Annotated in this window: 11 protein-coding genes; 9 read left to right on the top strand and 2 right to left on the bottom strand. The window is 76.8% G+C overall.

Annotated features, from left to right (window positions below):
- Positions 1-67: 67 nt before the first annotated feature.
- From K0V08_RS06705 to K0V08_RS06680, 6 genes are all read left to right on the top strand, one after another.
- Positions 68-1,639, top strand: coding sequence for a serine/threonine-protein kinase (locus K0V08_RS06705; RefSeq protein ID WP_012038860.1), 1,572 nt, complete (start codon positions 68-70; stop codon positions 1,637-1,639).
- A complete protein-coding gene (locus K0V08_RS06700) occupies positions 1,618-7,650 on the top strand; it encodes an Ig-like domain-containing protein (protein WP_231689060.1) in 6,033 nt (2,010 codons plus the stop codon). Before K0V08_RS06705 ends, K0V08_RS06700 begins: the two co-directional genes overlap by 22 nt.
- A gap of 58 nt (positions 7,651-7,708) precedes the next feature.
- Complete coding sequence (locus K0V08_RS06695) at positions 7,709-8,752, top strand: AAA family ATPase (RefSeq protein WP_079534470.1); 1,044 nt, start codon at positions 7,709-7,711, stop codon at positions 8,750-8,752.
- The gene (locus K0V08_RS06690) at positions 8,749-10,209 is read left to right on the top strand and encodes a DUF58 domain-containing protein (protein ID WP_012038857.1); all 1,461 of its coding nucleotides are present in this window, start codon (positions 8,749-8,751) and stop codon (positions 10,207-10,209) included. The genes K0V08_RS06695 and K0V08_RS06690 overlap by 4 nt, the downstream gene beginning before the upstream one ends.
- Entirely contained in the window at positions 10,206-12,749 is a 2,544-nt protein-coding gene (locus K0V08_RS06685; RefSeq protein WP_079534472.1) for a transglutaminase family protein, read from the top strand. The genes K0V08_RS06690 and K0V08_RS06685 overlap by 4 nt, the downstream gene beginning before the upstream one ends.
- Positions 12,750-12,839: 90 nt before the next feature.
- Positions 12,840-16,331 (top strand): FtsK/SpoIIIE domain-containing protein, encoded by a 3,492-nt coding sequence (locus tag K0V08_RS06680; protein WP_079534474.1) that lies wholly within the window; start codon positions 12,840-12,842, stop codon positions 16,329-16,331.
- On the opposite strand, the gene K0V08_RS06675 is transcribed toward K0V08_RS06680, so the two are convergent.
- Positions 16,321-17,331, bottom strand: coding sequence for an asparaginase (locus K0V08_RS06675; protein WP_012038854.1), 1,011 nt, complete (start codon positions 17,329-17,331; stop codon positions 16,321-16,323). The two genes, K0V08_RS06680 and K0V08_RS06675, sit on opposite strands and share 11 nt — an antisense overlap.
- Complete coding sequence (gene gabT / locus K0V08_RS06670; protein WP_079534476.1) at positions 17,331-18,746, bottom strand: 4-aminobutyrate--2-oxoglutarate transaminase; 1,416 nt, start codon at positions 18,744-18,746, stop codon at positions 17,331-17,333. The genes K0V08_RS06675 and gabT overlap by 1 nt, the downstream gene beginning before the upstream one ends.
- 71 nt (positions 18,747-18,817) lie before the next feature.
- Here gabT and K0V08_RS06665 point away from each other — a divergent pair, with 71 nt between their 5' ends.
- From K0V08_RS06665 to K0V08_RS06655, 3 genes are all read left to right on the top strand, one after another.
- Positions 18,818-19,303: an OsmC family protein gene (locus K0V08_RS06665; RefSeq protein WP_079534478.1), complete on the top strand. Its 486-nt coding sequence runs from the start codon at positions 18,818-18,820 to the stop codon at positions 19,301-19,303.
- Positions 19,304-19,445: 142 nt separating this feature from the next.
- Entirely contained in the window at positions 19,446-20,453 is a 1,008-nt protein-coding gene (locus K0V08_RS06660; protein ID WP_231689059.1) for an FKBP-type peptidyl-prolyl cis-trans isomerase, read from the top strand.
- A gap of 8 nt (positions 20,454-20,461) precedes the next feature.
- Positions 20,462-21,544 carry a 1-deoxy-D-xylulose-5-phosphate reductoisomerase gene (locus tag K0V08_RS06655; RefSeq protein WP_079534480.1) on the top strand — a complete coding sequence of 361 codons (1,083 nt, stop codon included), beginning with the start codon at positions 20,462-20,464 and terminating at the stop codon, positions 21,542-21,544.
- Positions 21,545-21,608: the final 64 nt, after the last annotated feature.

Here is a 21,608-nt window from a genome sequence, read left to right as displayed (position 1 = left end):
CACCGCGAGAGATCCATCCGCCGCCCGCAACAGCCCCTGCCGTCGGTCCCGACCCGAAGAGGGGGCCATGGCCAGACGCCTGCCGTCGTCCCCGCCGGTGCTGCCGGGGTTCACGTACGTGACGGTCCTCGGTTCCGGCGGCTTCGCCGACGTGTTCCTCTACGAGCAGGACATGCCGCGCCGCCAGGTCGCCGTGAAGGTGATGCTCGCGGAGATCGTGACCGAGCGCCTCCGCGCCATGTTCCGCGCCGAGGCCGACCTCATGGCGCAGCTGAGCGCCCACCCGTCGGTGCTCACCGTGCACCAGGCGTCGGTCGCCGCCGACGGCCGCCCGTACCTCGTGATGGAGCTGTGCTCGTCGAGCCTCAGCGACCGGTACCGCCGCGAGCCGCTCGGCGTCGCGGAGGTGCTGCGCGTGGGGATCCGCATCGCGAGCGCCGTGGAGACCGCCCACCGCGCGGGCGTGCTGCACCGCGACATCAAGCCCGCGAACATCCTCACGACCGCGTTCGGGCACCCCGTGCTCAGCGACTTCGGCATCGCCTCCACGCTCGAGGACGCCGCGGCGACCGACGCGGTGGGCCTCTCCATCCCGTGGTCGGCGCCCGAGGTGCTCGCCGACGAGAGCCCCGGCACGGTGCGGAGCGAGGTGTGGTCGCTCGCCGCGACCGTGTACTCGCTGCTCGCCGGCCGCAGCCCGTTCGAGGTGCCAGGCGGGCAGAACGCGCCCGCGGACCTCGTGGCGCGGATCCAGCGGGCGCGGCCCCTGCCCACCGGGCGCGCCGACGTGCCCGAGCGGCTCGAGCTCGTGCTGCGCCGCGCCATGTCGCGGCAGCCGGAGGCCCGGCCCGAGTCGGCGCTCGCGTTCGTGCGTGAGCTGCAGTCGGTGGAGGCAGAGCTGCGGCTCGCGCAGACGCCGCTCGAGGTCGCGAGCGAGGAGTGGGCGTCGGCCGTCGCGGCGGGGGTCGACGAGGACGACGACCCGACGCGCGTGCGCGGCATCGCGCAGGTGGATCCGGGGACGACCGGGCCGGGCGGAGCGCGCGGCACCGCGGGCGTCCGGCGTGCCCGGCGGAAGGCGGCGCCGGCGGCGTCGCGGCAGACGGCGGGCGCGGCGCGTCCCGGCGTCCCGGCGACCGCGTCCGATCAGGTGAGGGCGGGATCCGCGTCCACCTCGCTCGGCCGGTCCGGTTCCGGGCCCGTCGGCCTCTCCACCCCGGTCCGGCCCGCCGTCCCCGGCCGGCGCGCGTTCCTCGCGCGGCACCGCGTGGCGTTCGCCGCGGCGGCTGCCGGCGCGATCGTCGCGAGCGTGGGCGTGGGCGCGCTGCTCGGCGGGTCGGGCGGCGGCACCGCGGTGCGCGACATCCCGGTGGTGGGCGAGATCCAGGCGTCCGCCGCCGCCGACGGCGTGCTGTTCTCCTGGAGCGACCCCGGCCTCGGCGCCGACGACGCGTACCAGGTGGTGCGAGACGGCGGGCTGCCGAGCACGCAGCGCGACACGACGTTCCGCGTGACGTCCGGCTCGGGCGGCTCCGCGGGTGCCGGCACGGACGACCGCGCCTGCATCCGCGTCACCGTGACGCGCGACGGCATCGCCGGGGACGCGTCGACCGAGAAGTGCGCGGAGCTCCCGCGATGATCCGCGAGTGGATCCGCCGCCACCGCCAGGCCGCGACGACCGTCACCGGCGGGGCCGTCGTGCTCGCCCTCCTCACGGGCTTCGCGCTCGTCTCCGACGGATACCAGGCGCAGCGCGTCGACCTCGACGACGGATCCGTGTGGGTCGTCAACTCCGCGCAGCAGGCGATCGGCCGCGCCAACACGGCCGTGCTCGAGCTCGACAGCGTCGTCGACTCCCGCAGCGAGGACATCGACGTGCTGCAGGCCGGATCCACCGTGCTGCTCGCCGACCGCGGCAGCTCGCGGCTCGACGTGGTCGACGACGCGACGAGCGAGGTGGTCGACACCGCACCGCTGCCCGCGGGCGCCGAGGTCATGCTCGCGGGACCCCGCGCCGCGATCCTCGTGCCGGCGACGGGCCAGCTGTGGCTCGTGCCGGTCGCGGGCCTCTCCGCGTTCGACGCCGCGAGCGCGCCCACGCTCATCCTCGGGGCCGACGCCGTCGCGTCCATGGGCGACGACGGCACGCTGCTCGTGTACTCGGCCGCGACGGGGACGCTGTCGCGCATCCGGGCCGCGACCGAGGACACCGTGCGGGAGACGGTCGACGTCGGGCCCGTCGGCGCGCCCGTGGACGCGGCGGCGGACGCCCCGGCCGACCCCGCGGCGGCCCTCGCGGGCGAGACCGTCCAGGCGGGGGATCCCGGCCGGCCCGCCGGGCAGCGCCTCGCGCTCACGTCCGTCGACGGCCGCTGGGCGCTGTACGACGCCGACGCGCGCGCCCTCCTCGTCGACGGGCGCACGGTCGACCTCGCCGGATCCGTGGCCGCGGACGCGCGCGTCGCCCTCCAGCGCGCGTCGTCGGACGGCGGCGGCGTGCTCGTCGCGCACTCGGGCGGACTGGTCGAGGTGCCCGTCGCGGGTGGGGATCCGGTCGTCGTGACAGGCGACGTGCGCGGCGACCCCGCGCGTCCCGTCCGCGTCTCCGGCTGCGAGTACGCGGGCTGGGCCGACGGATCCGGCTGGCAGCGCTGCCTCGCCCCCGCGGCCCTCGCGGGCGGGGGCGACGGCGACCGGGACGCCCGGCGCACGACGGCGGGCGCGACGGGCGACCTCGGATCCATGCCGCAGCAGGCCGCCCTGCGCTTCCTCGTCGACGGCACGCGCGTCGTGCTCAACGACACCCGCGGCGGCACCGCGTGGGCCGTGCAGCGCGACGCCGGCCTCATCGACAACTGGGCCGACCTCATCGACCGCGACCGCTCCGACACCGTCGTCGAGCAGAACACGGCCGACACCCCGCCCGAGACCGACCGCGTGCAGCAGCCGCCCGTCGCGGTCGACGACGACCTCGGCGCGCGCCCCGGCCGCACCACCGCGCTGCCCGTGCTCCTCAACGACCACGACCCGAACGGCGACGTGCTCGTGATCGACTCCGTCACGCCCGTGGACGTGGAGGTCGGCGCGGTCGACATCGTGGACGAGGGCCAGGGCCTCCAGCTCGCGCTCGCCGCGGGCGCATCCGGCACCGTGCGGTTCTCCTACGTCGTGAGCGACGGGCGCGGCGGCACGGCGACGGCGGACGTGCGCGTCGCCGTGCGCGGGGCCGACGAGAACGCGCCGCCCGAGCAGGCGCGTCCCGCCACCGGCACGGTCGCGGAGGGCGACCGGCTGCAGACCGACGTGCTGGGCGGCTGGTACGACCCCGACGGGGATCCGATGTACCTCACGCGCGCGAGCGTCCCCGCGCCCGACGCCGTCAGCTGGAAGCCCGAGGGGCGCGTCGTCTACACGGACGCCGGGGCGGGCGGCGACACGCGGACCGTGGCGTTGCAGGTGTCCGACGGGCGCGAGGAGGGCTCGGGCGAGCTCGTCGTCACGGTCCGTCGGGCCGGGGACGTGCCGCTCGTCGCCGAGGGCTTCGTCGTGCAGGCGGCGATCGGGCGCGAGATCACGGTCGAGCCGCTGACGCACGCGCGCGGCGGGAGCGGCGCGATCCGGCTGGCCGCCGTGCCCGCGCGGGCCGGCGTGCAGATCACGCCCGACCTCGAGGCCGGCACCTTCCGCCTCGAGGGCGGACAGGCGGGCACGCACCTGCTCGAGTACACGGTGACCGACGGGCGGACGACGGCCACGGGCGTCGTGCGCGTCGAGGTGCGCGGCGCCCCCGCGTCCGACGGCCGGCCCGTGACCGTGCCGCACACCGTGTTCGTGCGCGCGCTCCAGGCTCAGGACGTCGACGTGCTCCAGACCGACTTCGATCCCGCGGGCGGCGTGCTCGTGATCACCGACGCGGTCTCGCCCGGGGACGCCGTGGGCGTGCGCGCGGAGGTGGTCGGGCAGCGGCTCGTGCGGATCAGCCTCACCCGGCCGCTCGACGGGCCGGTGGACGTGGAGTACCGCGTGAGCAACGGCGTCGCCGAGGCGACCGGCGTGATCACCGTGATCGAGGTGCCCGAGCCGGCCGTGCGCCAGCCGCCCGTCGCGACCGACGACCGCGTGGCCGTGCGCGTGGGCGACGCCGTGGACATCCCCGTGCTCGCCAACGACCAGCAGCCCGACGGCGACCGGCTGCGCCTCGACCCCGTGCTCGTGGATCCGCTGCCCGAGGGCGCCGGCCTCCTCTTCGCGAGCGAGGACCGCCTCCGCTACCTCGCGCCCGACCGCACGGGCGACTACACCGCCGTCTATCGCGCGGTCGCGCCCGACGGGCAGTGGGCGACCGCGACCCTCACCGTCTCCGTGCGCGAGGCCGACGTCGCGACCAACGCCGAGCCCGTGCCGCGGCCGCTCACGGCGCGCGTGCTCGCGGGGGAGACCGTGCGGATCCCCGTGCCGCTCACCGGCATCGACCCCGACGGCGACTCGGTGCGGCTCCTCGGGCAGGACACCGGACCCGAGAAGGGCCAGGTCGTCGAGGTCGGGCCGGACTGGATCGACTACCAGGCGGGCGACTACTCCACCGGCACCGACGCGTTCGCGTACGCCGTGGTCGACGGGCTCGGCGCGCGGGCGACCGGCACGATCCGCGTGGGCATCAGCCCGCGCGTCGAGGGCGCGAGGAACCCCGTCGCCACCGCCGACACCGTGACCGTGCGGCCCGGCCGGGTGCTGCGCGTGCAGGTGCTGGCCAACGACACGGATCCGGACGGCGGCGCGCTCTCGCTCGTCTCGGTGCAGCCGCAGGAGGAGGGCCTCGTCGCGGGGCTCGACGGCGACACCGTGCGCGTCGTCGCGCCCGAGCAGGCGGGCCGCTACGGCTTCGTGTACGGCGTGCGCAACGCGCGCGGCGGCAGCGACGAGGCGTTCCTCACCGTGATCGTGGATCCCGCCGCGCCGCCCACGCGCCCGATCGCGCGCGACACGGTGCTCCAGCTCTCCGACGTGCTCGACCGGTCGAGCGTCGACGTCGACGTGATGCGCAACGTGTTCTCGGCGGAGGGCGACGCGTCGTCGCTCGTGCTCGCCGTCGGCGCGGGCTACGAGGACGTCGCGCTGGTGACGGACGACGGCCGGATCCGCGTCGAGGTCGGCGACGAGCGCCGCATCGTCCCCTTCACGGTGGCGCAGCCCGACGACCCGACCATCTCCGCGACGGCCTTCGTCTGGGTGCCCGGCTTCGAGGACACCCTCCCGCAGCTGCGCGTGGGCGAGCCGCGGCCGACCGTGCCGAGCGGCGAGCGGCTCGTGGTCGAGCTCGACGAGCAGGTGGTCGCGGCGGGCGGGCGGGCCGTGCGCATCGCGGATCCGAACTCGCTGTCGGCGACGCACGCCGCCGGGCCCGTGGAGCTCGTGGACGAGGACACCATCGCGTATCGCAGCGAGCCGGGGTACTTCGGGCCGGCGGCGATCTCGTTCACGGTGACCGACGGCTCGGGCGCGGGCGGGCGCACGGCCGCGCTCGTGCTCCCGATCACGGTGACGCCCACCGAGAACCAGCCGCCCGTGTTCACGGGCGCGGTCATCGACCTCGAGCCCGGGCAGTCCAAGGACGTCGACCTCGGCCGCCTCACCACCTACCCGTACCAGGACGACCGCGGGCAGCTCGCCTTCGCCCTGGAGGGATCCGTCGCCGCCGGCTTCCGCGCGTCCGTCGACGGCGGCACCCTCCGCATCTCCGCCGACGAGGGCGTCGCGACGGGGCAGGCCGCGTCGTTCCCGGTGAGCGTGCGCGACGCCACCCAGACCGGCCGCGCGGGCCGCGTGGACCTCCGGGTCGTCCCCTCGACGCGCCCGCTCGCGCAGCCCGCGACGGACGAGGGCACCGTGACGCGCGGATCCTCCACCTCCGTCGACGTGCTCGCCAACGACCAGGCCGGCAACCCCTTCCCGGGCACGCCGCTCACGGTCGCCTCCATCCGCGGCGCCGACGGCGCGAGCCTCCCCGCGGGCGTCACCGTGACGCCGTCGGCCGACCGCGCGACGCTCGCCGTGAGCGCGTCCGCCGACGCCGTGCCCGGCGACGTGCGCGTGCAGTACGAGGTGCGCGACGCCACGGGCGACGCCGGCCGGGCCGCGTTCGGCACCGTCGTGATCCACGTGCAGGACCGCCCGGGACCGGTCTCGGCCCTCCGCGCCTCCGGCTTCGCGGACCGGTCGCTCACCGTCGCGTTCGAGCCCGGCGCCTTCAACGGATCCGCCATCACGGGCTACCAGGTGCGCGTGCTCCGCGGCGGCACGGCGACCGCGACCGTCACCTGCCCGTCGACGACGTGCACCGTGCCGACCCCCGGCAACGGTCCGGGGAGCTCCGTGCAGGTGGAGGTCTCCGCCGTGAACGGCGTGGGCACCTCGGACCCGGTGTCGATCTCGGGCCTCTGGTCGGATGTGCTCCCGGCCGCGCCCGCCGGCCTCGCCGTCGAGCCGCTCGTCGACGGGCTGCGCCTCTCGTGGCAGCCGTCCGCCGTGCCGTCGTCGTCGAGCCCCGTCACGCAGTACGTCGTGGGGGTGGGCGGCCTCACCCGGCAGGTCGCGTCCGATGCCACGAGCGTCGAGGTGCGGGATCCGTCGCTCGTCGCCGAGGTGCCCGTCGCCGTCTCGGTGGCCGCGCGCAACAGCGCCCAGGTGCAGGACGGGACCGCGTGGCTCGCCGCCACCGCGACCGGCACGCCGCGCGGCGCCCCGACCGCCACCGGCGCGCCCACCGCGGTCGCCGACGCGGCGGACGAGACGCGCGTCACCGTCTCGTGGCCGGCGTTCCAGGGCCAGGGCGTCGACGGGATCCGCTACCTCGTCGCCGCCTACGCGCCGGGATCCGCGCCCGGCTGCTCGGTGCCCACCGAGGGCGTGTCGCCGTGGTCGGCACAGCACGGTCCCGCGGTCGAGGTGGGCGGCGCGACCAGCCACGTGTTCACGGGCCTCGCCACCGACCAGCCGGTCGCGTTCGCGGTGCTCGCCGCCAACAGCCAGGGCTGCACGGTCGTCGAGGCCGGCCAGCTGACCCCGCGCACGGCGCCCTCCACGCCCGTCGTCCGCGTCGACCTGCCGAGCCCGGACCGGCCGGGCGACGGCGTCTTCCGCGCGGTCCTCGCCGACGCGCGCTACCGGCCGGGCAGCGCGTCCGCGTCCGCCCAGCTGCTGTACCGGGTCGACGGGCAGGGCGACGGCGTGCCGATCGGCGTCGGCCAGGCGCTCACGCTGCCGCGCACGGGCGTCGGCGCGTCGATCCAGGTGCGCGTCGTCGAGGACTCCGGGGACGGGCGACCGCGGTCGAGCGGCTGGTCGGATCCCGTCTCCGCCGGCACCGCCGTGGACGCGCGCGCGGGCGACGTGCGGTCCGCCACCGACGATGCGGGCGTCACGACCTTCTCGTGGACCTCGATGCCGCCGGCCGTGGCCGGGTTCGGGCGCGTCGGCGACGGCGGCGGGTACGCGCGCAGCGAGTGGCGCTGCGGGGGCCAGGGCGCGTGGGCAGACGCGTCATCGGGCGCGGCCGGATCCTGCGCGGTCCCGGCCGGCGGCGAGCGGATCCTCGAGGTGCGCGTCACCGCGAACTCGGGCAACCTGTACACGTACGCCCACCGCGGATGACGGCCGAACCCGCGGCCATCCCGCCGGGCGACGCGGCCGCACCCGAGAGGCACGCCCCATGACGATGACCGCCGACGAGGCCCGCGCCTTCCAGGACGAGTTCGCGCGGCTCGTGCGCAACGTGGAGCAGGTGCTGCTCGGCAAGTCCCACGTCGTGCGCCTCGCCTTCACGGCCATGGTCACGGGCGGCCACCTCCTGCTCGAGGACGTGCCCGGCACCGGCAAGACCTCGCTCGCGCGCGCCATGGCGCAGACCGTCGACGGCACCCACAGCCGGGTGCAGTTCACGCCCGACGTGCTGCCCGGCGACATCACGGGCGTCAGCGTCTACGACCAGCGCACGGGCGAGTTCGAGTTCCACCGCGGGCCGGTGTTCGCGAGCATCGTGCTGGCCGACGAGATCAACCGCGCGAGCCCGAAGACCCAGTCCGCGCTCCTCGAGGTGATGGAGGAGGGCCGTGTCACGGTCGACGGCACGCCCTACGACGTCGGCCACCCGTTCATTGTCATCGCGACCCAGAACCCGATCGAGCAGGCCGGCACCTACGCGCTGCCCGAGGCGCAGCTCGACCGGTTCCTGCTGCGCACGTCCATCGGGTACCCCGACCACGAGTCGATGCTGCGGATCCTGCAGGGCGCGTCCGTGAGCGCGCACGACGTGACGCTCGCGCCCGTGGCGTCGGCCGCCGCCGTGCGGGCGCTGCAGGAGCGCGCGGGGACCGTGCACGTGGATCCCGCGGTCGCCGACTACGTGGTGCGCCTGGTCGACGCGACCCGCACCGCGCCCGAGGTGCGGCTGGGCGCGAGCGTGCGCGGCGCCCTCGCTCTCGTGCGCGCGTCCCGCACGTGGGCCGCCGCCGACGGCCGGCACTACGTGGTGCCCGACGACGTGAAGGCGCTCGCCGAGCCCGTGCTCGCGCACCGCCTGCTGCTGGATCCCGAGGCCGAGTTCGACGGCGTCACGCCCACGAGCGTGCTGTCGCAGATCCTCATCGAGATCGCGCCGCCGCGCGACGGGCACGCGGGGGCGTCGGGCGGTCGGGCTGCCGCGGGGTCGCACGTCGCGGGGCCCTCCGCCGCGGGCGCGCGGTCGGGCGGATGAGCGCGGTCGGGACGCGTGGCGCGGCCGCCGCCCCGGATCCCGCCGCCGTCGCATCCCCGCTCGAGCCCGCAGCCGCCCCGCCGCGCCACGCCCTCGCGCGCCTCGTCGCGGTCGTCACGCCGCTCGGCCGCGTCGTCGCGCTGGCCGCGGTCGTCGCGGGTGCCGTCGGGTACGCGCTCGGCTGGCGCGAGCTGGTCGCGGTCGCCTGGACCGGCGCCGCCCTCTGGGTCATCGCGCTGCTGCACCTCGTGGGGGCGTCCGGCGTCGAGGTGTCGCTGCGCCTGCCGCGCGACCGCGTGGTCGCGGGGGAGCGCGCGCCCGCGACCGTCGCCGTGCGGAACCCTCTGCGCCGTCGGGCCGTGGGGCTCACGGTGGAGGTGCCCGTCGGATCCGGTCTCGCCGAGGTCCACGTCCCCTCCCTCGCGCACGGCCACTCCCACGAGGACGTGTTCGTCGTGCCGACGACGCGCCGCGGCGTGATCGCGCTCGGTCCCGCGCGCATCGTCCGCGGCGACCCGATCGGGCTGGTGCGCCGCGAGTCCGCCGAGGCCGCCGCGACCCGGCTCCTCGTGCACCCGCGCACCCTCGCGATGCCCAGCACGAGCACGGGCTTCGTCCGCGACCTCGAGGGACGCGCCACGCGCGACCTCACCGACAGCGACGTGTCGTTCCAGTCGCTCCGCGAGTACGTGCCGGGCGACCCGGTGCGGCACATCCACTGGCGCTCGACCGCGAAGACCGGCGTGCACATGGTGCGGCGGTTCGAGGAGACCCGGCGGAGCCACATCATGGTGGCGCTGTCGCTGCACGCGGGCGACTACGGCGGCGTCGCCCCCGGCCCGGTGGACGACGCGACGGCGATCCCGGCGGGCGGCACCACGGTCGCGGCCGGATCCGCGGCGGGCGCGCTCGCCGGGTCGACCGCGGACGCCGAGTTCGAGCTGGCCGTGAGCGTCGTCGGATCGCTGGGCGCCCGCGCCATCGTCGACGCGCGCACCCTGCAGGTCGTCGCGAGCGCCGACCGGGCGGTGCGGCGCACGCGTCGCCCCCCGACCGCGCCCACGCTGCCCGGGCTCGCCCGCACCGTCGCGCGCCAGGGCCCACCCGGCTCCCGCTCCGCCCGCCTCCGCCGCCTCGCCACCGTCACGCGCGACCGCCTCCTCGACGACCTCGCCGAGATCGGCGCGTCCGACCGCGCGGCGTCGCTCGTGGAGCTGGCCCGCGCCGCCGCCGACGAGGTCGCGGGCGTCTCGGTCGTGTTCCTCGTCTGCGGCACCGGGGCGGCGCCCGCCGCGATCCGCGCGGCAGCCGTGGGCTTCCCGCCCGGCGTGCAGGTGGTCGCCGTCGTCTGCGACCCCGAGGTCGAGCCGGGCCTCCGCCGCCTCGGCGACCTGTCGGTCCTCACGATCGGCTACCTCGACGACCTCCGCGGCGCCCTGCAGCGGAGCGCGACGTGAGCGCGCGGGGTTCCCGCGTCGCCCGCGTCGCCCGCCGCGCGGCTCGCGGTCGCGTCGCCGCCCGCCCCCGCGTCCCGGCCGGATCCCGCGACCCCGGCCGCACGCTCATCCCGGCCGTCGCGATCGCGCTCCTCACCGGCCTCGCCGCGGCCGCCTTCTGGCCCGTCTACCGCGACGCGTCGTTCGTGCGGATGGCGGGGATCACGCTGGTCGTCGGCGCGCTCCTCGCGGTCGCGGGGGCGCGGTTCCGCTGGGGGAGCGCGGTGGTGGCGGGCGCGATCCTCGTGGCGTTCCTCGCGCTGGGCGTGCCGCTCGCGGTCCCCACCGGCGCGGTCGACGGCTGGCGGCCCACGCTCGCGGGCCTCGGCGAGCTCGTCGAGGGCGCGTCCCTCGGCATCGTGCGGCTCCTGACCATCGCCCTCCCGGTCGGCGACTACCAGGCGCTCCTCGTGCCCGCGTTCGCGCTCGTGCTGCTGGGATCCGTGATCGGCGTCTCGGTGGCCCTGCGCTCCCGGCGGCCCGAGCTCGCCGTGATCCCCTCCCTCGTGATCCTCGTCGTCGCCGCCGCCCTCGGCCCCGACCGCAGCCAGGGACCGGACGCGCCCGACGCCGCTGGCCTCCTCGTCCCGGTCGCGCTGGCCTGGCTCGCGACGGCCCTGCTGTGGATCGCGCGCTGCCGCTGGCGCCGACGCCACCGCGCGATGCGCCGCCTCGGCCGGCAGGCGGGGATCCCCGTGGAGTCGGCGTCGGACCGGCGCCGCTCGGGCACGCGCGCCGGGATCTCCGCGGTCGTCGTGCTCGCGGCCGCCCTGGCCGCGGGCGTCGCCGCCACGGGCGCGGCCCCGCCCGACGCGTCCCGCACCGGCCTCCGCTCCACGGTCGAGCAGCCGTTCGACCCGCGCGAGCAGGTCAGCCCGCTCTCGTCCTTCCGCACCTACTGGAAGACGCCGACGGTCGACGAGACGCTGCTCACGGTCGCGGGCCTGCCCGTCGGCGGCCGGGTGCGCCTCGCCGCCCTCGACACCTACGACGGCGTCGTCTACGGCACGGGCGGTGCGCGCGGCAGCGTCGACGCGTCGCGCACGGGGCAGGCGTCCGGCACGTTCGCGCGCGTGCCGTACCGGCTCGACCAGACGGGCGTCGCGGGCGACGACGTCACCCTCGACGTCGTCGTCGACGCCTACCGCGGCGTCTGGCTGCCGGGCGCGGGCCGCCTCGAGCGCATCGCCTTCGCGGGCGACGACGGCGGACGCCTCGCCGACTCCTTCTACTACGACGACGCGACCGCCACCGGCGCCGTGATCGGCGGGTTGACCGCGGGCGACGCGTACGAGATCGAGGCCGTGGTCGCGTCGACGCCGCCGCTGGAGGCGCTCGCCGACGAGCGCCCGGGCGACGCCGTGGCCCCGCGCCCCACGGGCGTGCCCGACGAGATCGCCGCGCGCGTGGAGGCGTCCACCGCCGCCCCCGACGGCGCGACGGCAGGGAACACCGACGCGGGTGCCGGCACCTCCGCGTCGCCCGGCGCGCAGCTCGTCGCCGCGATCTCCGCCCTCCGCGCCGACGGCTACGTCAGCCACGGCGTCGGCGACGCGCCCTTCAGCCGGTCGGGCCACTCGGCCGAGCGGATCGCCGACCTCCTCACCACGCGCCCCATGCTGGGCGACGCGGAGCAGTACGCGGTCGCGGCCGCCCTCATGGCCGACGACCTCGGCTTCCCCGTCCGCGTCGTGATGGGATTCGCGCCCGGCGAGGCGGCCGTGCGGGAGGCGCTCGGCGGGCCGGTGCGTATCCAGGGATCCGACGTCACCGCCTGGATCGAGGTCGACACGGCGTCCTCCGGCTGGGTCGCGGTGGATCCGAACCCGCCGGTCCGCGACGTGCCCGACGCGCTGCCCGACGAGCCCACCGAGGTCGCCCGTCCGCAGACGGTGCTGCCGCCGCCCGTCGAGGAGCAGGCCGAGCCCGAGGACCGCACGCCCCCGGACGCGAGCCGGGACGACCGGCCGGAGGCGGATCCCGCGCTCCAGGCCGTGCTCGCCGCCGTGCGCGTGGCCGGCTGGTCGCTGCTCGGGCTGGGGCTCGCGGCGTCGCCGTTCCTGGCCGTGGTGGGCGCGAAGGCGACGCGTCGGCGACGACGTCGCGGGGCGGCCGCCGCGCGCGACCGGGTCGGCGGCGCGTGGGACGAGTTCCGCGACGGCGCGCTCGACCGCGGCCTCGTGCCGCCCGTGGCTGCCACGCGGCGCGAGGTGGCGCGGCTCGTGGGCGTGGGCGGTGCGCGCGGGCTCGCGGACGTGGCCGACGAGTCGGCGTTCGCGCCGGGCGACGTGCCGGATCCGCTCGCCGACGCCTCCTGGCGCCGGGTCGACGAGCTGGCGGCGCGCATGGACGCCGGGCGGACCCGGCGGCAGCGGCTCCGCGCGATGGTGTCGCTCGCGTCGCTGCGGCGGGCGCGCGGCGGGCGCGGCGCGGGCGGCGACGACGGCGGCCGCGCGAGGGTCGCGGGAGCGCGTGCCCGGCGAGGCCGTCCGCGCGCCTGACGGCTCCTCCCCAGGACCCCGTCGCGCCCGGCGTCCACGAGGTGCGGGCGCCGCGCCACCGGGGCACGACGACCGTGGTGTCCTCGCCCGGTGGACATCTCCCCGCCCCCGTCGCCCGCGCCCGCGCCGCCGCCCCCGTTCCCGGTGCTCGGCGTCGCGGCGCCCCTCGTCGTCAGCGTCGCCGTCTGGGCCGTCACGCGCTCGCCGTACGCGCTGCTGTTCGCGGCGCTCGGGCCCGTGGTCGCGGTCGCGGGCGTCGCGGATCAGCGCATCTCCGGCCGGCGCTCCGCCCGCCGCGCGGAGCGCGAGTCCCGTGCCGCCGTCGTGCGTCTGCTCGCCGAGGTGCGTGCGCGCGTCGCCGCCGCCCGCGTCGCCCTGCGGTCGCGGGCGCCGTCCGCGCGCGAGATCCTCGACGGCGGCGCCAACCCCGCGCTGCTCTGGCGGGCGGATCCGGGCGGTGACGGCCCGCTCCCCATGGCGCTCGGCACGGGCGAGGTGCCGAGCGGGATGGTCTGGCGGGGCGATCCGGAGGCGCTGGTGCCGGATGCCGACGCGCGCGACGGGCGCGGCACCCTGCTGCGCCGTCCGCTCCTGCGCTCCGTGCGGCGGCGCACCCGTCGCGTCCCCGCGGGTGCGCGCTCGGCGGCGGCCGCCTCCCCGCACGACCCGGCGCGGTGGGCGGATCTCGTCCGCTGGGTCCCCGACGCGCCCGTCCTCGTCTCCGTCACCGGCGGCCTCGGGCTCCGGGGCGCGCCCGCCCTGGTCGCGCCCGTGCTCCGGGGCGTCGTCGTCCAGCTCGTGCACGCCCTCCCGCCTGATGACCTGCGCATCGCGTCCCGCCCGGCCGGGCCCGAGTGGGACTGGCTCCAGCGGCTGCCGCACGCGGCCGACGGGCTCCGCGAGGAGCGGGCCGGTGCCGACCGACCGGCCACGGAGCCCATCGCGACGGGCGAGCCGGGCGCGTGGGCGATCCGGCTCGCGCTCGGCGGGCGGGAGGTCGTGCTCGCCGCGGCGCCGCTGGTCGAGTCGCTCCCGGCCGCGTGCCGCACGGTGCTCGACGTCCGGAGCCCCGGCACGGCGCGGATCCTCGCGGCCGACCCGGCGTCGGACGGCCCGGCCGCCCTCGGCTCCGCGGAACCCGCGGCGCCCGTCCTCCCAGCCGACGGCGACGGCGTCCCGGTGCCGCGCCTCACCCGCACCGGCCTGGTGCGTCCTGACCTCGTGTCCCTCACGGAGGTGGAGCGCCTCGCGGACGAGCTGGCCGACCTCGCGCGGCGGCGCGGGCTCGCGGCGGCGCGGGCGCCCCTCCCGTCGCGCGTGCCCTTCGCCGACCTGCTGGCCGCGGAGCCGCCCTTCGCGGAGCTGCCGGCCGTCGACGAGCCGGTCGCGGGCGACCCGGCCCGGTCGGCGCCCGGGCTCGCGGCGGGCGAGGGATCCGGCACGGCGCGGGACCGCGTGCCGCACCCCCGCCGTCCAGGCACGCTCGCGGCGGTCATCGGCGTCGGGCACGACGGTCCCGTGTCGGTGGACCTCGTCGCGGACGGCCCGCACTCGGTCGTCGCCGGCACCACGGGGAGCGGCAAGAGCGAGCTCCTCGTCACGTGGATGGCGGCGCTCGCGGCGGCTCACCCGCCCGAGGAGGTCACCGTGCTCCTCGTCGACTTCAAGGGCGGCGCGGCGTTCGACCCGCTGCTTGTCCTGCCCCACGCCGTCGGCCTGGTCACCGACCTCGACGGCCAGGGCGCGCGTCGCGCGCTCGAGAGCCTGCGCGCGGAGATCCGCCATCGTGAACGCGTCCTCCGCGAGGCCGGCGCCCGCGACGTCGACGACCCCGCCGCGGCGGGCGTGCTGCCGCGCCTCGTCATCGTCGTCGACGAGCTGGCGGCCCTCCTCGCCGACCAGGACGGCCTGCACGAGGTCGTCGCCGACATCGCCGCCCGGGGCCGCTCGCTCGGCATGCACCTGGTGCTCTGCACCCAGCGTCCCGCCGGCGTCGTGCGCGACGCGGTGCTCGCCAACTGCGACCTCCGCCTCTCGCTCCGCGTCAACAACGAGGCGGACAGCAGGGCGCTCCTCGGCACCGTCGAGGCGGCCCGCCTCGCCGACGCGCCCGCGGGTCGGTGCCTGGTCGGGGCGCATGGCGCGCCGGCGCGCCCGTTCCAGGTGGCCGTCACGACGGCTGGCGACCTCGCCCGCGTCGCCGCCGCCCACGCGACGCCCGTCCCCGTCCGGCGCCCGTGGCTGGATCCGCTGCCCGCGTCCATCCCGTTCGCCGCCCTCGACGCGGTGCCGCCCCTCTCCCGGCGCGGATCCGCGATCCCCGCATCCGGCGCGCCCGCCATCCCGTTCGCCCTCGTCGACCTGCCCGCGGAGCAGCGGCGCGCGAAGGCCGTGTGGTGCCCGGCCACGGATGGCCACCTGCTCGTCGTCGGCGGCCCGGGATCCGGCCGCAGCACGTGCCTGCGCACCATCGCCGCGTCCGCCGCCGTGGCCGGCGCCGAGGTGGTCCACGTGCCCGCGGACGCGGAGGGCTGCTGGGACGCGGTCGCCGGCGTCGTCGCCCGCATCCGCGACCCGCACGGGCCGCGCGATCCGCTCGTCCTGCTGGCCGACGACCTCGACGTCGCCGTCTCCCGCCTGGGACCCGAGCACCAGGCCGCGCTGCTCGAGGGGCTGACCGCCATCGTCCGCGAGGGGCCGCACGCCGGGGTGGCGCTCGCCGTCGCCGGCCGGCGGGCGGGCGGGTCGCTCCAGTGCGTGACGGCCGCCTCGGGACCGCCCGTGATCCTCCCTCTCCCGACCAGGCAGGAGCACGTCCTGGCGGGCGGCGAGAGCCGCCTCTTCGACGCCCGCGCGACGCCCGGAGCGGGGGAGTGGCGCGGCGAGCGGATCCAGGTGGCCACGCCGCCCGAGGTCGAGAGCGGGTCCGCCCGGCGTGCGGACGGCTCCCGTGCGCCGGTGCCCGCGGACCCCGCGCCCCGCGTGTTCCTCCCGGGCGACGCCGTCCACGCGCTCGTCACACCGTCGTCCGCCGCCGCGGTCGCGCGGCTCCGCGAGCGGGGCGTCGACGCGGTCGAGGCCGCCCTGATCCCGCCGGGCTGGTGCGCGGATCAGCCGTTCCCCGGTGCGGCCTCGGACGGGGTCGGGTTCTCGACACGAGCCGCCGTCGGTCACGGCGTGCCCGTCGGCACCGGCCGCGCGGCGCGTCCCCGGGTCGTGGTCGGGGATCCCGACGCCTGGCTGATGCGTGGTCCGCTCCTCGCGGACCTCCGCCGCGCCGGTCACGTCGTGCTGGAGGGCTGCACCGCGCGGGATGCGCGCACGCTGCTCCGTGTCCGCGAGGTGCCGCCGCCCCTCGCCCCGATCCCCGGGCGCGCTTGGCTCGTCACCTCCGACGGCGACGTGCGCCGCTGCTCGTGGCCGCCCACGACGGCGCCGCCGCCCGATGCGCCTGTGCAAGGGGAGGCACCCGCGGCGACCGCGCTCCCCGAGGAAGCCGCGGCGCCTGCGGAAGCCGCGGCACCCGCAGCGCTCCCCGCGGACCCGCCGCGTGGCGCGCAGCCCGCCGGGATCAGCCGATGAGCGTCGGCGATACCCGGATCTCGCCCACGGGCACGCCGCCGCCGAGCACCGCGAGGTCGAGCTCGGGGCGCACGCGCTCCACGTCGTCCCGCGTGATCGCGCCCGCCTGGGCCAGCAGCTCGAGCGCCACGATGGTGGAGGCCCTGAGGCTCCCGTCGAGCGTCTTCGAGGCCACGGTCGTGCCGTCGGGGGCGGTCATGATCATGATCCCCTCGGCCCCGCCCTTGGCGAAGAGGCCCAGCCGCTCGATCACGACGGTGTTCGCGCGGCCGGGACCGTCGATGGCCCAGCCGTGGGCGCGCACCGCCGAGGTCAGCGCGGCCGCGTGCCGATACAGCGCGAACGGCGAGCCGGGCGCGGAGGTCGCGATGCGGTGGATCCCGCGCGCGAGCGCCGTCAACGACATCGCGTGCACGGGAGCGCCGCACCCGTCGACGCCCGTGGTGGCGATCCGCTCTCCCGTGAAGCGCTCGACCACGTCGCGGATCCGCACCTGCAGCGGGTGGTCCGGGTGCAGGTAGTCGTCAGTCGACCAGCCGTTCGTCACGCAGGCGAGCAGCATCGCGGCGTGCTTGCCGGAGCAGTTCATGTGGACGGGGGAGGCGGGGATCCCGGCGCGCACGAGCTCGTCGCGCGCCGCCCGGTCGAGCGGCCAGTCGGCGGGGCAGCGCAGCGCGGACTCGTCGAGCCCGGCCTTCGCGAGGATCCCCCGCACCACCTCCACGTGACGCGCGGTCGCGGCGTGGCTGGCCGTGGCGAGCACGTGCTCCTCCTCGGTGAGCTCCGCGCCGCTCGCCAGCACCGCGAGGGCCTGGAACGGCTTCATGCTGGAGCGCGGGAAGACGGGGGTCGTCGCGTCGCCCACCTCACGCAGCACCTCGCCCTCGGCCGACAGCACGACGGCCGCGCCGATGTGGCGCGACTCCACGAAGCCGCTCCGCTCGAGCACCGCGAGCTCCACGGCGCCCTGGACGGGGATAGTCTCGACGGCCGCCGCCATCAGAGCGCCCGGAACGCGTCGGCGATCACGCCGAGCGCGTCGTCGAGCAGCTCCTCGGAGATCGCGAGGCTCGGCAGGAAGCGCAGCACGTTGCCGTACGTGCCGGCCGTGAGGATGATCACGCCGTGCGCGTGGCAGTACGCCGCGATGGCCGCGACCGCCTCCGCGTTCGGCTCCTTCGTGGTGGATCCGGTGCCCGGCTGCACGAGCTCGATGGCGATCATCGCGCCGATGCCGCGTACGTCGCCGATGATGTCGTGTTCCCGCTGCAGCTCCGTGAGCGTGCGGTGCAGGTGGTCGCCGATGCGGGTGGCCTCCGCGAGGAGGCCGTGCGTCTCGATCGCCTCGAAGACGGCCACCGCGGCGGCCGCTGCGACGGGGTTGCCGCCGAACGTGCCGCCGAGCCCGCCGGGGAGCGCGGAGTCCATGATCTCGGCGCGTCCGGTCACGCCCGCGAGCGGCAGGCCGCCCGCGATGCCCTTCGCCGTGAGCACGAGGTCGGGCACGAGGCCGAGGTGCTCGCTCGCGAAGAAGCGGCCGGTGCGCGCGAGGCCAGACTGGATCTCGTCCGCGATGAAGACCACGCCGTTCGCCGTGCACCACTCCTGGAGCGCGGGCAGGAACCCATCGGCCGGCACCATGAAGCCGCCCTCGCCCTGGATGGGCTCCGCGACCACGCACGCGAGGTCGATCGCGCCGATGCGCTTCTCGAGGTACGAGATGGTGCGGGCCGCGGCCTCGGCGCCCGAGAGCCCGTCGTGATACGGGTAGGAGCTCGGCGCGTGGTAGACGTCGCCGGCGAAGGGCCCGAAGCCGGTGCCGTAGGGCGAGGCCTTGTAGTTCATCGCCATCGTGAGGTTGGTGCGGCCGTGGTAGCCGTGGTCGAGCACCGCCACCGCGCGGCGACCCGTGTGCTTGCGCGCGATCTTCACGCCGTTCTCCACGGCCTCCGCGCCCGAGTTCACCAGCACCGTGCGCTTCTCGTGGGTGCCGGGCGTGTGCTCCGCGAGCAGCTCCGCCACGCGCACGTACTCCTCGTACGGCGTCACGGTGAAGAGCGTGTGGATCACGTCGCCGAGCTGCGCGGTCGCCGCGTCCACGACCTCCTGGCGCGTGTGCCCCACGGTGGTCACGCCGATGCCGGCGCCCAGGTCGATGAAGCGGTTGCCGTCCACGTCCTCCACGATCGCGCCGTGCGCGCGGGAGATGTAGACGGGGAGCAGGGAGGAGACGCCGGGCGGCACCACGCGCTTCCGGCGCTCGTGCAGCTCCCGCGAGAGCGGGCCGGGGATCTCCGTCACGATGCGTCGCTCCTGCGGCACCTGCGGGCGCGCGTCGCGGGCGGACGCGGCGGGGGAGTCGGAGGCGGGGCCGGCAGGGATGCCGACGCGGGCGGAGTCCAGGGTGTCTGTCATGATCCGGCGAGTTTACCCGCGCGGGCAGCGGGATCCGGAAGGACCGCGGCGCCGTTCGCTAGCGTGATCCCATGCAGATCGAGCACCGGTACGCCCTGTCCCTCGAGTGGACGGGCGACCGCGGATCCGGCACGTCCGACTACCGCTCCTACGGCCGCGACCACATCGTCCGCGCCGCGGGGAAGCCCGACCTCCTGGGATCCGCCGACCGCCCGTTCCGCGGCGACGTCGACCGCTGGAACCCCGAGGAGACCCTCATCTCCGCGCTCGCGCAGTGCCACCTGCTCAGCTACCTGCACGCGGCCGCCACGGCGGGCGTCGTGGTCGTGGGCTACAGCGACCAGCCCACCGGCACCATGCGGCAGACGGACGACGGCGGCGGGCACTTCGTCGAGGTCACGCTGCGGCCCGTCGTCACCATCCGGGATCCCGCGCACGTCGAGCTCGCGACGTCGCTGCACCAGGGCGCATCCGAGCGCTGCTTCATCGCGAGCTCCGTCAACTTCCCCGTGCACCACGAGCCGCGCACCGTGCTCGCCGCCGACGCGAGCGCCTGACCCGGCACCCGGCACCCGGCGCCCGGCACCCGGCGCGCGCCCCGCTCGCGCCCTGTCAGGCGGTCCCCGGCCGGTTCGGGCAGACTGTGCGAGTCCCTCCCACATACCTGGTGCGTCCGCCGCGCCGATGAAAGCGACTCACGTGAAGCGACGCATCCCCCTCACCCTGGCCGCGGCCGCCGTCCTAGCGCTGTCCGCCTGCTCCGGCAGCGGCACGCCGGACGCGGATCCGTCCGCGAGCCCGACGGCCGGCGCACGCACCGCGGGGGCGTCCTGCATCGACACCCCGTCGGGTGACGCGTCGAAGTCGGTCAAGGTCTCCGGCGACTTCGGCAAGGCCCCCGAGGTCACGGTCGACGGTCCGCTCACGGTCGACACGACCGAGCGCACGATCGTCACGGAGGGCGACGGCGCGGAGATCGCGGCAGGCGCCACCGCGAACATCGCGCTCGCCGCCTACAACGGGAAGACCGGCGAGGCCATCGCGCAGCTCGCCTACAACGCCGACTCGCCGCTGCCCGCCACGATGAACGACGGCGCCCTGGTCCCCGGCGTCGTCCGCGCGGTCGAGTGCACCACGGTCGGATCCCGCATCGTCGCGGTGGTCCCCGCGGCCGACGGCTTCGCCGCCGAGCAGGCGACGACGCTCGGCCTCGGTGCCGACGACCCCATCGTCATCGTGGTCGACGTGCTGAGCCAGGCCGCCACCCGCGCCGACGGCGTCGACCAGCCCGCGCCGGAGGGCTTCCCCGCCGTCACGCTCGCGGACGACGGGGCGCCCACCATCACCATCCCGGACGCCGCCCCGCCGACGGAGACGAAGATCGCGAACCTCAAGGTCGGCGACGGCGCCGAGGTCACCGACGGCGCGAGCGTCACCGTGCAGTACACGGGCATCAACTGGAACACCAAGAAGGTCTTCGACTCCAGCTGGGACCGCGGCCAGTCCGCCACCTTCGTCACGTCGCAGGTCATCCCCGGCTTCACGAAGGCGCTCGTCGGCCAGAAGGTCGGCTCGCAGGTCATCGCGATCATCCCGCCCGCGGACGGCTACGGCGACAAGGGCCAGGGCACCGACATCGGCGGCACCGACACCATCGTGTTCGTCGTCGACATCCTCGGCACCCAGCCCGCCGCCGCGGGCCAGTAGGGGGAGCCGTGCGCCGGGTCATCATCCTCGGATCCACGGGTTCCATCGGCGTGCAGGCCCTCGAGGTCGTCGCCCGGCACCCGGAGCTGTTCGAGGTCGTGGGGCTCGGCGCCGGCAGCAAGCGCGAGGCGCTCGCCGAGCAGGCGCGCGTCGCGGGCGTCGAGCACACGGCCCTCGGCGCGGACGAGGCGGAGCAGCTCATCCGCTCGGTCGACGCGGACGTGGTGCTGAACGGCATCACCGGATCCGTGGGGCTCGGCCCCACCCTCGCCGCGCTGGAGGAGGGCCGCACCCTCGCCCTCGCCAACAAGGAGTCCCTCATCGTCGGCGGCGAGCTGGTGCGCTCGCTCGCCGCGCCGGGTCAGCTCGTCCCCGTCGACTCGGAGCACTCCGCCATCGCCCAGGCGCTCCGCGGCGGCACGGCGGAGGAGGTCAGGCGGCTCGTCGTCACGGCGTCCGGCGGCCCGTTCCGCGGCCGCACGCGCGCCGAGCTGGAGCACGTGACCCCGCGCGAGGCGCTCGCCCATCCCACATGGGACATGGGCCTCGTCATCACCACGAACTCGTCGACGCTCGTGAACAAGGGCCTCGAGGTCATCGAGGCGCACCTCCTGTTCGACGTGCCCTACGAGCGGATCGACGTGGTCGTGCACCCGCAGTCGATGATCCACTCCATGGTCGAGTTCATCGACGGGTCGACGCTCGCGCAGGCGTCCCCGCCGGACATGCGCCTCCCGATCACGCTCGGGTTGAACTGGCCGCACCGCATGCACGACGTCGGCGTGCCCATCGACTGGACCCGCGCGGCGACGTGGACATTCGAGCCGCTCGACGACGAGGCCTTCCCGGCCGTGCTGCTCGCCAAGCAGGTCGGTGCGGCGGGATCCACCTACCCGGCCGTCTACAACGCGGCGAACGAGCAGGCCGTGCAGGCGTTCCACTCGGAGCGCGCGGGGTTCCTCGACATCGTGGACACCATCCGCCGGGTCGTCGACGCCCACGAGCCGGCGTCCGGGCCCCTCACGCGCGAGTCGCTTGCCGAGGCCGAGCGCTGGGCGCGCGCCGAGGCCGACCGCGTGCTCGGGGTCTGACCCGCGCGGGCTGACCGCCGCCCAGAGCGGCGACCGCGCCGACCGTCGGAAGCACGTCGGTCGC

The sequence above is a fragment of the Clavibacter michiganensis genome, assembly GCF_021216655.1.
Taxonomy (GTDB): domain Bacteria; phylum Actinomycetota; class Actinomycetes; order Actinomycetales; family Microbacteriaceae; genus Clavibacter; species Clavibacter michiganensis.
The sequence above is the reverse complement of the archived record's forward strand: the minus strand, read 5'-3'. Positions and strand labels throughout refer to the sequence as shown.